This window comes from Blastopirellula marina DSM 3645 (assembly GCF_000153105.1).
GTDB lineage: Bacteria > Planctomycetota > Planctomycetia > Pirellulales > Pirellulaceae > Blastopirellula > Blastopirellula marina.
In genome coordinates this window covers 695,874-708,605 of sequence record NZ_CH672376.1, presented here as the reverse complement: position 1 = coordinate 708,605, position 12,732 = coordinate 695,874, and the positions used below count along the sequence as shown (strand labels likewise).

7 protein-coding genes and 1 other RNA gene are annotated in these 12,732 nt (G+C 56.0%); 6 read left to right on the top strand and 2 right to left on the bottom strand.

What is annotated here, in order from left to right; genetic code table 11:
• The first annotated feature begins 251 nt into the window (after positions 1-251).
• Genes DSM3645_RS04505 through DSM3645_RS04495 form a run of 3 tightly spaced genes read left to right on the top strand, consistent with a single transcriptional unit; the run spans position 252 to position 5,633 of the window.
• On the top strand, positions 252-1,646 hold the full coding sequence (locus DSM3645_RS04505; protein WP_002650849.1) for an efflux RND transporter periplasmic adaptor subunit: 1,395 nt from the start codon (positions 252-254) through the stop codon (positions 1,644-1,646).
• Positions 1,647-1,655: 9 nt separating this feature from the next.
• The gene (locus tag DSM3645_RS04500) at positions 1,656-5,093 is read left to right on the top strand and encodes an efflux RND transporter permease subunit (RefSeq protein ID WP_002650848.1); all 3,438 of its coding nucleotides are present in this window, start codon (positions 1,656-1,658) and stop codon (positions 5,091-5,093) included.
• Positions 5,094-5,144: 51 nt separating this feature from the next.
• Positions 5,145-5,633, top strand: coding sequence for a hypothetical protein (locus tag DSM3645_RS04495; RefSeq protein WP_002650847.1), 489 nt, complete (start codon positions 5,145-5,147; stop codon positions 5,631-5,633).
• An 842-nt stretch (positions 5,634-6,475) separates the two neighbouring features.
• Here the strand turns inward: DSM3645_RS04495 and DSM3645_RS04490 are convergent.
• Positions 6,476-7,453: an MBL fold metallo-hydrolase RNA specificity domain-containing protein gene (locus tag DSM3645_RS04490; RefSeq protein ID WP_161603290.1), complete on the bottom strand. Its 978-nt coding sequence runs from the start codon at positions 7,451-7,453 to the stop codon at positions 6,476-6,478.
• Between the two features lie 210 nt (positions 7,454-7,663).
• On the opposite strand from DSM3645_RS04490, the gene ssrA reads away from it, so the two are divergent.
• The 3 genes from ssrA (at position 7,664) to DSM3645_RS04470 (ending at position 11,483) form a co-directional block, all read left to right on the top strand.
• Positions 7,664-8,032, top strand: a transfer-messenger RNA (tmRNA) gene (gene ssrA, locus DSM3645_RS29245).
• Between the two features lie 176 nt (positions 8,033-8,208).
• Entirely contained in the window at positions 8,209-9,987 is a 1,779-nt protein-coding gene (locus DSM3645_RS04475) for a hypothetical protein (RefSeq protein ID WP_002650843.1), read from the top strand.
• Between the two features lie 242 nt (positions 9,988-10,229).
• Entirely contained in the window at positions 10,230-11,483 is a 1,254-nt protein-coding gene (locus DSM3645_RS04470) for a hypothetical protein (protein ID WP_002650842.1), read from the top strand.
• Positions 11,484-11,901: 418 nt separating this feature from the next.
• On the opposite strand, the gene DSM3645_RS27665 is transcribed toward DSM3645_RS04470, so the two are convergent.
• Positions 11,902-12,723, bottom strand: coding sequence for a hypothetical protein (locus DSM3645_RS27665; protein ID WP_002650840.1), 822 nt, complete (start codon positions 12,721-12,723; stop codon positions 11,902-11,904).
• Between the last annotated feature and the right edge of the window lie 9 nt (positions 12,724-12,732).

Here is a 12,732-nt window from a genome sequence, read left to right as displayed (position 1 = left end):
CTTCCCTGGACGCGACATCTTCTTCGCTTTGCCTAACGAGCGAGACGCCCCCCTCGCAGCCGGCGACAGGATCGGCGTTCAGGTCGTTTTCGCCTCGATTGCCGAGCCTTTCTCCGTTGCTTGCTGCGCATTCTCTGCGCCTCTAAATCTCCTTGCGCGACGTTCGCTGTTCGCGCCTGCGGTACGTTTACTGCGGTCGTTTTTGCTGATTGCTCTTCTCTCGAGCATGGCATGCGGTTGGAGATTCTCACGTGGTCAAGTATTTCAAAATCGTTTCGCTGCTCGTCATCATCGGCGGCATCATTGGGTTGGCCCTGACGCACGAGCGCTGGGTTCCGCTGCTTTCGTCCCCGCAAAACAAAGCGGAAATTGCTTCGGACGCGTCTGAAGCTTCGGCATCACCGCCGAATGAACAAGTGCTGCTGTCCAAGCAGGCGCAACAGAATCTTGGTCTAAAGTCAAAACCGCTGCGCCCGACCAGTTATTGGAAGACGATCGACGTGCCGGGGATGATCGTTGATCGACCGGGGATCAGCGACCGCGGGGTCGTCGCGCCGGTGACCGCGATCGTGACTGCGATTCATCACTATGCCGGCGATACGGTAGAGACGGGGGACGTGCTCTTCACGCTCAGACTGGTCGGCGAGTCCTTTCAGACTTCGCAAACCGAGCTCTTCAAGGCGATCAAAGATCGCGAAATCGCCCAGGAGCATATCGATCGATTGGACAGTCTAGTCAAAGCCGGAGGAGTCGCCGGAATACGGATTATCGACTTGAAAAACGAGATGCGCCGTCTGGACGTGACGATCAACGCCTATCGTCAAGACTTGCAAATTCGGGGTCTGACGCAAGCGCAAATCAATGCGGTGGCCAGCGGTGAGTTGATCTCCGATGTCGTGATACGCGTGCCGGCCGTCACATCGTCCGTCGACTCGCCAGATACGGCGACGCTTGAACCGGCAGTCGTCGAGCGATTGCCGTTCTTTGAGGTGCAGGATGTCAGCGCTCAACTAGGACAGCAAGTTCAAGCAGGCGAAATGCTCTGCACCTTATCGCATCATCAGTCGCTGTTCATCGAAGGACACGCGTTTCGGCGAGAATTGCCGCTCTTACAAAAAGCGGCCGAAGCGGCGCTGCCGATCACGCTGGAACTGACGGAAGACGCTCAGTCCGATTGGGACTCGCCCCTTCCCACGACCACGATACATCACATCTCCAACACGCTCGACACGAAAAATCGGACCGCGTCCTTCTATTTAACGCTCGAAAATCAATATCGAAATTATCAGCGGGACGGCAAGCATTTGTTCATCTGGCGATTTCGACCTGGCCAACGCGTGCGTCTGCGAATCAATACCGAGCAATTAGAAAACGTGTTTGTGTTGCCGGCCGACGCGGTTGTGCAAGAAGGCGCCGAGTCCTACGTATTTCGACACAACGGCGACTTGTTTGAGCGGCGGCCAGTGCGGGTCGTACAACAGACGCAAGACGAAATGGTGATCGCCAATGACGGCAGCGTGCCGCCTGGCGTCTACATCGCCCAGTCAGGAGCGGTGCAGTTAAATCGAGCGTTAAAATCGGCGAGCGGCTCGGCGCCAGCCGGCGTGCATGTGCACGCCGACGGTTCGGTCCATTCCAATCACTAAGGAGCCGCTATGTTAGACGCAGTCATTCGATTTTCGCTGCGGCATCGGCCGCTTATCTTGGTGCTGTCGATCGCCGTCATGATCTATGGCGGCTATTTGGCGACGACGATGCCGATCGACGTATTCCCCGATCTGGATCGCCCGCGTGTGGTGATTTTGACCGAGTGTCCCGGCCTCTCTCCGGAAGAAGTGGAAACGCTCGTGACGCAACCGATCGAGCAAGCCGTGCTCGGCGCTAACGGCGTCGTCTCGGTGCGCAGCCAGTCGAGTACGGGACTGGTCGTCATCTACATCGAATTCGCGTGGGATACCGAGATCCGTGCGGCTCGCCAGGTTGTTCAGGAACGCCTGGCGATGGTCGCCGGCGTCATGCCGCAGGGTATTCAACCGTTGCTCGCTCCGCCCACATCGATCATGGGGCAAATCATGCATGTCGGCGTGCATCGTCAAGTGGGACCCAGCGGCGGTAAATTGGCCCCGCTCGGCGAGACAAAGTTACTCGCCGAATTGCTCCCCAGTGGGCGACTGAAAGCTTGGCGCCCCGTCGATCGCCGCCAACCCCAGAACTGGGAAGAGTTGCCGATCGACTCTTGGGGAGAGGTCGATATTGCCTCGAACGTCCTGGGCGAAGAAACGACGCGCCGCTTTCGGGTTGTCGTCGCGGGAGAGACGTATAACGTTCCGTTCCTTTCCGACTTTGAACAAGCGATGCAATTGCGAACCATCGCCGATTGGGTCGTGCGGCCGCGGCTATTGCAAATATCAGGCATCGCCGAAGTAATCGTACTGGGAGGCGAGAAAAAGCAATATCAGGTCGCAGTCGATCCGACGGCGCTGCTCGATTTCGGCGTCAGCTTGAAGCAAGTGGAAGATGCGGTCCGTCGTAACAACTTAAACGCCAGCGGCGGCTATACGCTGGAAGGACAACAAGAGCGTCCGATTCGCGTGATCGGCCGGTTAGGACCAGAGCCGCCGCAAGTGTTGGCTGACTTGCGGAAGATCTCGGTTGACGCCAGCGGTCAGCGACCGGTATTGCTAGCGCAAGTCGCCGAAGTGGGAGAAGGTGCGCCCGCCAAACGGGGTGACGCCAGCATCGACGGGCACGGCGGCATCGTCATCACGCTGGTCAAGCAGCCGCACGTCGACACGCGCGGCTTGACCGATAACATCCACGCGGCGCTGGCCGACGTGGAAGCATCCTTCCCCGCAGATATTTTGATCAATCGCGACCTGTTTCAATTGAAGAACTTTATCGATCGCGGCATTTACTATGTCGGTGAAGCGCTCGTCATCGGGGCGGTTTTGGTCGTGATCGTGCTGGCGTTATTTCTATTGAATTTTCGCACCACGTTCATCACGTTGACGGCGATTCCGCTGTCGCTGGCGACGACGATCTTGGTCTTTCGCGCCATCAGCTTGCTGACAGGGCAAGAGCTTTCGATCAACGTCATGACCCTCGGCGGTCTGGCGGTTGCGATGGGTGAGCTGGTCGATGATGCGATCGTCGACGTCGAGAACATCTATCGCCGATTGAAAGAGAACGCCGCACTCACGTCGCCGCGGCCGGCGCTGCAAGTCGTTTATCAGGCAAGCCGCGAAATTCGCAGCGCCATCGTCTTTGGTACGGCGGTCGTGATTCTCGTCTTCATGCCGCTGTTCGCCATGTCAGGCGTCGAAGGCCGCTTGTTTACGCCGTTAGGGATTGCTTACATCGTCTCGATTTTGTCGTCGCTGGTCGTCTCGCTGACGGTGACGCCGGTCCTCTCTTACTATCTGTTGCCGCAGTCGAAGGCGACCCACGCGCATGAGGACGGTTGGATGCTGCGATCCTTAAAACATGGGGCCAGTTTTCTGATCCACGCAAGTCTGCGACTCGCGACGCCGCTGCTAATCACGACCTGGATATTGGTAGCGGTAAGCGGTTGGCTGCTGACGCAAATCGGCGCCGACTTCTTGCCCCAATTTGACGAAGGGAGCGTGCAGGTCAACTTGTCCCTGCCAGCAGGCTCGTCCCTACAAGCTTCGAGCGACGCCGCGGCGATCGTCGATCAAAAGCTGGCGCCGCTGCTGTTGTCAGACGCAAATCCCCATGGCGAACTGCGGCACTTCGTCCGTCGTACGGGCCGCGCCGAACTGGACGAGCACGCCCAACCGGTCAACATGAGCGAGTACATCCTGAGCATGAATCCCGAGGTCGAGCATTCTCGCGATGAATCGATCGAGCGGTTGCTGGAGGATTTGAAGAAAGAGTTGCCAGGCGTGGAGGTCGAAATCGATCAGCCGCTCGCACACTTGATCAGTCACATGCTCTCCGGCGTTTATGCGCATGTCGCGATCAAGATTTACGGTGATGACCTGAACGTTTTGCAGCGATTAGCTCGACAAGTGAAGGGAGAGATCAGCGACGTGCCCGGCATCACGACGCCGGTGATCGAATCGCAAGTTTTTGTCGACGAACTGCATATTGTGCTGCGGCCGGATGCGTTGGCGCTCTATGGTCTCGACCGGCAGGAAGTGGCCGATTTCGTCCAAACCGCTCTGCAAGGAGAAACCGTTTCCCAAGTGCTGGAAGGTTCGCGGCGTTTTGATCTGGTCGTCCGCCTACGAAAGGAGGAGCGGACCGACTATTTCAGCTTACAGAATCTGCGCATCGATCTTCCCAACGGCGACGGGCAGATCAAGCTGGCCGAGGTCGCCGATTTCACGACCGGCAAGACGGGGCCCAATCAGCTGATGCGAGAAAACGTCCGTCGCCGGATGGTCGTCCGTTGCAATACGCAAGGACGTGACCTGGGGAGCGTGGTCGCGGATATCGAACATCGCGTGCAAAGCCGCATCCGTCTCCCAGAAGGGTATTATGTCGAATATGGCGGGCAGTTTGAAAGTCAGCGCTCAGCGACGCTGATGATCGGTCTGATGGCCATCGTCTCGTTGGTCGGCGTCTTTGTCGTGCTGCTGATGCTGCATTCGTCGGTCCGGATCGTGCTGCAGATCTTGAATGCGATTCCAACCGCTTTTATCGGCGGCGTCGCGGCGCTGGTCATTACCGAGCAAACGCTGACCGTGGCCAGCTTGGTCGGTTTCGTCTCGCTGGGCGGAATTGCGGTTCGTAACGGCATCTTGCTGGTGACGCACTATTTTCACTTGATGGAGCAAGAGGGAGAGCAGTTCTCGGCAGCCATGATCATGCGCGGCAGTTTAGAACGCCTGGCCCCGGTGCTGATGACGGCGCTTACCGCCGGCATGGGACTATTGCCGATCGTTGCGGGAGGGCAAAAGCCGGGACTAGAAATCCTGTATCCTGTCGCCACGGTGATCATGGGCGGGTTGATTACTTCTACATTCTGCGAATTTTTGATTCATCCCGGTCTGTTCTGGAAGTTCAGCGGCCGGGATGCGATTCGTCTCGCTCAAGGAGAGCATGACGAAGAGGAGCTGCTGCAGTGACGCCGCGGTCGGCGTCGCCCAGAGATGTTTTTTTACAAAGGGAGTTTGCACATGATTCGTTACGCAACATTTTTCGTCTTGGCAAGTTTATGGGTCGGTGTTATCGGCTGCAAAAACGACGCCGCTACCGCACCTTCTAGTCCCGCCGCCAGCAGCGACGACGAGGATCATGGTCATAGCCATAGCGACGGACCCAACGGCGGCGTCGTCACCGATTGGGGCGGCGGTAAATACCACGTCGAGTTCACCGTCGATCACGACGCCAAAGAGTCAGCGGTATTCATCTTGGGTGGGGATGCCAAAACGCCGGAACCGATCGCCGCCGAGACGCTGTTGCTGAACATCAATGAGCCCTCTTTTCAGGTCGATCTGCAAGCCGCTCCGCTCGCTGGCGAAACCGCCGCCGCCAGCTCACGCTTCGTCGGCAAGCACGACAATCTAGGAATCGTCCGCGAATTCTCCGGCACCATTAGCGGCGAAGTCGACGGCACGCCGTACGCCGGGGACTTTAAAGAGGAAGCGCACGGGCACGAACACTAGGAAGCATGGTCGCCCTTGCCACGGGGCCTCGCGTGGCAAGGCTTGTGCGTGAGTGACAGGCGCACATAGGGCCCAATCCGTTGGTCAAATTTCCGTAGGATGCGCCAACCGGAAGCAGCAGCAAACTTTGTCGCTTGACAAAGCGCACAAATCCGGGGTCCATTGCCCAGGAAATTCCAAACCAAGATTTCTCGGCGGCCGAGAAGGCTGATTCGAGGTTGTGTTGCTGCGCGATGGCAATTTTCGGCGCCCAACTCGAGCCGACCGCTGGACGCCTCTTGGGCAGCTGTTTCCCTTCTGTTCCCAGGAGAGAATAAATGACTAATTTCTAAGGACGAATGTCTCATGCAGGACGATGCAGGCGCGTTCGATCCACTGGTCTGAAAAAAAACGAAGCAGTCCAGTCCACATTGTGAAACTAATCACGAAGATGGCATCAAGCACGAAGCACGCTAAGGCGTTCCCAGGTTTCGTCATGCGAGATAGAGACCGTTTTCCGTGGATCGCGTTTTTTGAAGTTGCTCCTTTTCGAACCACTCGAACACTAGCCAGAGGCGCAAGCCGATGGAATGCGGTCGGCGAACCTAACTGGGATTGAAGTGGCCAGCCGCATTCCATCGGCCTGCGACTCTGGTTGGTGTGACGATTTTTGGCTGATTCGGGCTACGAAAAAAAACGAAGCAGTCCAGTCCACATTGTGAAACCAGTCACAAAGTTCGAAATCCGAATGTCGAAGGCAGGGTGAATATCGAATCACCAACGGGATATTCGTCCTTTGGAATCGCGGCCGCCCTGGGCGATAAAAAAAACGGGGCGGTCCGGTCCCAGGTTCCGCTCGACGATTAGCCGAGCCAGTAGGCCTGGTGACCGCGCCCGCGGAGATCGTCGACAAACCGTTTGGGGCCATGCGTGCAGTAGATTCGCTGCGGCGCGACTTGCTCGATGGTTTCTAGCAGTTCGCCATAGTCGGCGTGGTCGGAGAGCGGCACGACATGATCGCAGCGGTAGCGAGCCGCGAGCTGCGGATTCCATCCCCAGCCGGTCATCGCGAAATGTTGGGCCAGGACGACTCCATGCACGTCGCTTCCGCGCTGCGAACGAGGGGGAGAGACAACCACATGCCGCTGTTTTGGCCGGCCATCGTAAAGTTCGTACGCGCCCAGATCGCAGCCGCACGCTTCGTAGATTTGACTGATCGCGAAGACGTCTTGCTGTTGCTGTACGCGAATGCCGTGGTGCGTCAGGATCTTGGTCACTTCCTGCGCCTTCCCCAGCACATAGGCGTGGACGATCGGCGTCGCTCCGATTCGAAACGCCTGATCGACCTGATCGAGAAACTTGGCGATCGTTTCGGCCCGCGGCGGGAGCCTGTAAAAGGGGTCGCCAAAGGTGCACTCCATCACCAGCACGTCGGCATGGGGGAGCTCGGCCTGGCCGGCGGTGTACGACTCGCCCAGTCGATAGTCGCCGGTGTAGAGCATCGACCCTTCGTCCTGTTCGGCCAGCAGCATCGCCGAGCCGAGGACGTGCCCGGCCGAAACGGTGGTGAGCCGGGATTGGCGAAACTCAATCGGCTCGCCCAGCGGCATCTCACGATACTGGGTTTCGCCAATACGATGCCGGACCAGCGCGGCGGTCTCCGGCGTGCAAAGGATCGTTTCGTGCCGCGCCGCATGATCCATATGCGCATGCGAAATGAAGCCAAACTGCTGCCGGCGGCGGACATCGACCCCCAGATGCCCCGGCAAAAGAAAGAGCCCGCGGTCGAAATAGAAGCTCTCGCGAGGCCTCGCGTCGAGGTCAAACAACGTTTTTTGCATGAGCAGCGAACTGTCTTGGCGGCGGGGCCGCTTTCTTTGGGGTTGAAAGCGAGTTATCATAACACTTTACGGCATTTGGGCGGAACATTTCTGCCGTGAGTGACGTAGAATAAGGAGGTTCGTCAGGCTGGCTCGGTTCAAGTTAACCGGGCCGAATGTCGAATATCAGGAAGCTGTCGCTGATCGTGCGGCGGCGACCAGTGCACTTTGGGGGGCGAATTGGAATCGACCGGATAGCCTGAAGTGTAAGTGGCGTGTCGAGGTTGGTCAGTGGGCCTCGTTAAAAGCTGACTACAACTATAATTGCCGAGAATAATACTCTCGTCCTTGCTGCCTAGTTAAATAGGTTAGCTTGCCGGTTGAAGGTCTTTGTCGGAGAGATCTGAAAACCGGTCGCCAATTCCGACTCGTCTTCAGTCACGCAAAGCACGCTGAAGACTAAATCAAGTTCCTTGCTAGTGGGCGGCGTATCTCGTCGATTGGAGACGTCGCCTGCAAAAATCAAATAATCGACTACACACGTAGATGCTTGCATGAAAATGTCGCGGGACGCGGGTTCAAATCCCGCCGCCTCCACTTCGAAGCCGCTTGCTTTTCCGAGCAAAGCGGCTATTTTTATGGGAAATCACGTGATTTTCGCCCCCGTTCATGACGCCGGGGACGCCGGAAACCTCTCCGATTTCCGATAAATGTTCTTATAACGGCCAGATTTCGGCACAGATGTTCCGATAAGAGCCCCGATTTCTGGTGTGCAAATGGCGACGCGATCACGGCGAACCTGGAAGCCGGATGCCCGCGGGTACTACTCTCGCCAGCTGGGCTGGGAGCGAACGCAATCCGGCAAATTGCAACAACACAAGTTCCTGCTCGGCACTGATCGCAAGGAAGCCGAGCATCGAGAACGGAAGCTGAAGGAGTTGTGGGACCGGTTCTGCGAGTCGTGTGATGAGCCTCGGCCCCTCTGGACCGATCATCTGCTGATGATCGCCAAGCGAATCGCGAAAGGTATTCCCAATGTGCCTGTTCGCCGTGGGGCCGACGAGTTGCAATATAACTACGCGGGCCGCATCCAGCGGATGCAGGCCAAGTATCCGGTGGTCTTGTTCCTTCCCGAGGATCAATACGCATTCGACGTGGGGCAAGCCGCGCTTGAGATGTTCGAGGCCATTCCTGGGGTGCCGCGCGACATGATTATCAAAACGCCCGACATCGAGGTTCTTCAAGCCGCAGAGGAAACGAAAGAGCGTCTCGCCGGCCTTGGCATCGACCTCCGCGGGGAAACAGGCTTGCTTGCAACGCCGGACATCGTGAAGCATGATCCGTATGAGGGAGTCCTCAAGCCAAGTGATCCCGTGCTACGCCGAGCCCGCGAGCAGAAAGTCCGTGAGACCGAGACGACGGAAAGGGCGCGAAGTGTCGGGAATGTTCCCAGTCCGGCTCCACTGAGAACGCTAGGGGCGACCCTTTATCAGGCGTTGACCGCCTACGAAAAATATTTGGAGAAGGAATACTTCGACCCCAATTCCGACCACATCTCGGCCTGGGGAAAGACCCAGGTTCGCCAGGTCAAAAATCTCAAGAATCACCATCCCGATCTGTTTCTCTCTCGGCTCGATTCGGACGCTCTGGGGGAGCTCGTCGGCTATTGGCGACGTCGCCCGTTCAAGACCGGCACCACCGTGCCGATGACGGCAAAGTCGGCTTCCAATTACTTGGGGACGCTCGTTCGATTTTTCAAATGGCTGGATAAGTCGAGTAAGTACCAATGGAACAAGCCGTTTGCCTTCAGTGACATGGATACCAAGATCCGGCGACTGGCGAGCGATCTCGCGAAGAAGAGCATCGAGCAGGTCGACACGTTTTCACTCGATGAGCTGCGTCTGTTGATGCGATACGGTAAGCCTTTCGATCGGATTCTTCTGCTACTTGGGTTGAACTGCGGCTTTGGACGTGCAGAAATTGGCTCTCTCCTAGTTGGTGAGGTTCACCTATTCAAAGGGCACACCGAACGAGAGCAGGAGATTCTTGACTTTCCGACGACCGACAAAGATTCGTTTATCAAGCGGATTCGACGGAAGAGCGGGGTATACGGAGAGCACATCCTGTTTCCGCAGACCGTCGAGGCGATCAAGTGGGCGATGGAGCATCGTCAACGCTTTCCGGATTTTTCGCCGGCGGCAAGATTGGTTGTCAGCGAGAACGGCAGCGCCATCGACAGGCCGACAAAAAGTAACAATGCCAACCAGCTAATTCCCAATCACTTCGATCGCCTCATCCAACGCATCCAGGATGACAAACAGCAGATCCGCAAGCTCTCGTTCGGGAAGCTGAGAAAGACAGCGACCGACCTGGTAAAGCGCTTCTCGAATGGTGAGATCGCCGGCGTTTTTGATTGTCACGGCTCGCCGGTGAAGACGGATTCGCTTTCCGATCAATACTCGAATCGACCGTTCGGGAAAGTGTTTCAGGCGATACGTGAAGTCGAGGCATATCTTGCGCCAGTGTTTGCTGAAGGGGAGCTTAACGCGGTTTGATGCGAAACCATGCTGAGAAGTGTTTGGGAAATCCTCAATGCGTTTGGCTAATTAGCCAATTTGGGGACAAGACTGATGTCGTGGCACATTCGACAACGCGCGCACATTGGCGTTTCCGCACGAAAGCTCGACGTTCAACAAGGAGGTGCGATGGCGGTATCCCTAGGAAATCGCCGCTCGGCGAGATTCTCCATTCCGATTCTCCAAAGTTCAACTATTCGGAGTGAACGAAGTCTCCTCCAATGCACGATTCTATCGAGCAGATCGTCCTCAGTCGTGAAGAACTTTACGAACTAGTCTGGGCAACGCCCATGCGAAGGCTCGTCGCTGAGTTTGCAATATCCGACGTCGGTCTGGCCAAAATCTGCAAGCGTCACAAGATCCCTCGACCGACACGCGGTTACTGGGCGAAGCTTCAATACGGTAAGAGCGTTCATAAGCACCCGCTGAGTTCCATCTCAGACAAATCACTGCAAGAGATTCGGCTGCAAAAATACGTCGGGACTCCAACGTCGCTCGACGCCGATGCTCCGGTCGCCGCAGACACCAAAATCGTTGCACTCATCAACGCTGAGTCAGATCCGTCGAAAAAGATCCCAATTGCGACCAGCCTTCAAGCAGCAGATCCGTATATCATGGCAACGAACGTAGCGTTGCTCCAAGGTCGAGCGGACGAATTCGGTCGCGTCTATCCCTCCAACAAAATAGATCAACCAATCTTTGGCGTTCGAGTCTCCAGCCAAAGTCTTCGTCGTGCTCTTCTATTGCTGCATTCGATTGTGAGGGCGCTGCACAAACGCGGCTATTCTTTCGGGCCTGGAGAAGACCGAAAGGAGCCAGAGGTCGATATTCTCGGAATTCGATTTCAGTTCGGTCTTTGGGAGCCAGTAAATCAAAAGAAGGCGGATAAATATTACGTCGCTGGCGTTACTTACAATCGATTCGGCTATGAGTACTCCCCCTCGGGTCGTCTGGAATTGTCAATTCGAGCCAGAGAAGCAAATTTCTACATGAGGCTCCGCGACACCAAAATCAACCGATTGGAGGATCGCCTGAATTACATGCTGGTCCAAATTCTGAAAGGCGTAGATCAGCACTTTGTAGCGACGGAAATCGCCAAACAAAAAGCAGAAATACAAGCGGACCGCAAAACCACGGCGATCGATGCCGAGGTGGAACGGCGTAAAGATGGTGTCCGGGAAACTAACTTGCTACGGACCGCTCGCAAGTGGAGACACGCAGTCAGGGCACGGGAATTTGTGGAAGCGGTTCGCAGTGAGGCGATCCATCGAAACGGCGCAATTAACGAGGAGAGCGAAATTGGTCTGTGGCTAGGATGGGCCGACGACTACTTGGAAAAGATAGATCCATTGTCCGAACAACACATATTACCCCAATTTTCTTTAACGGAGGGTGAGTTAAGTGAACTTCGCAAAAAGTGCGCTGCGGATTGGTGCGACTATCGAGAAGACTTTTCGTTACGTAAGTCGTGTTGAATCCAAGATCCAACTTCATCGAATCCTAAGTAAACCGAGATCGGTTCGCCGCCACGATGACCTTGGAGATCCTGTTCCGGTTTTACGTCAGTCTTCACACTTGCGGTTGGCGGGACTCTGCCCCAGAATTCGTCGTTGCAAAACGGGCTGAGATAGGGGATTACGAAAAGAGCAATTTGCCGATAGCCGTCAAGTTCAGCCAGGCGGTCCAGTCGCCCCTGGGCATCAATTGACAACGTTCTGGGTAGCGGCGGCATAGAGGAGCCATGTTCGGGAACTACTATTGATGCTCAGGACACGCCCTGCTAAGCAGTGAACGTCCCGCATCACGGGGCGGCGGAAGTTGACGTTGATTATAAAATACGCCGGCCACCGCCGCTTCCGTGCATGCGATGGTTCGCCGAACCTCTCGGCTTACTCAAATGACATCGATCTTCGGAATGAAGTCCTCAGGCACATTCGTGCCCCAAAATAGAAAACTCCCATGTAGGAAGCTGGAGTCTTCGCAGTAATTCGCAATACCAACATTCGCCTGCCACTTTCCAAGAATCGTTTTCACGCCCTGGTCATTCAACTCCGGCTTAAACTGATAAATCATCTGGTGCTCGACACAACGCAACAGTAACTTGGCTTCCGCTCTATCCTGTAGCCACTCGAGGGGCAGACGCTTTCCGTTTTTCGTCTGAACTGTCACTCGGGCCTCGTAAACCCACTTCTCCCATCCATCATATTTTGGGTGGGTCAGCTTCGTAATTGCGGCATGTCCACCGCGGAAGCGGCTTCCTTTTGCCTTTTGACCGACGTAAACCAACTTCTCGTCCGGATTGAGAATGATCTTGGCAAACTCCCCGTGCGCTGCAACCAGCTTTTTGCTCAACTCCTCGACCCCAGGATCATTGACGCCCTCTTTGCGAATCGACATGTAGTACAGGGGAAAGGACCACGGGGGCGGTACATCCAGCTTCGCGTCGGCCAGTTTCTTGACGTCTGATGGCTCAAGCTTGGTCTTTATGCTGCCAAGGGTTTTTTCGACTTGGTCGAGGTACTGACGGACGCAACTCCAAGCCGTCGGAAACACAGATTTTCCGATGTCCAAAGTCTCGTGGACGGGCCGGCGCTTCTCGATCACGACAAGGACGCCCTTGGTCAGATCGATAACTTCGTCGGCGAGTTCCACAAAGGAAACATATTCATCTTGGCCTTTGAGCCACTGGTCGAGAGGAGAAGGTTCATTTATCACTTGGTACCA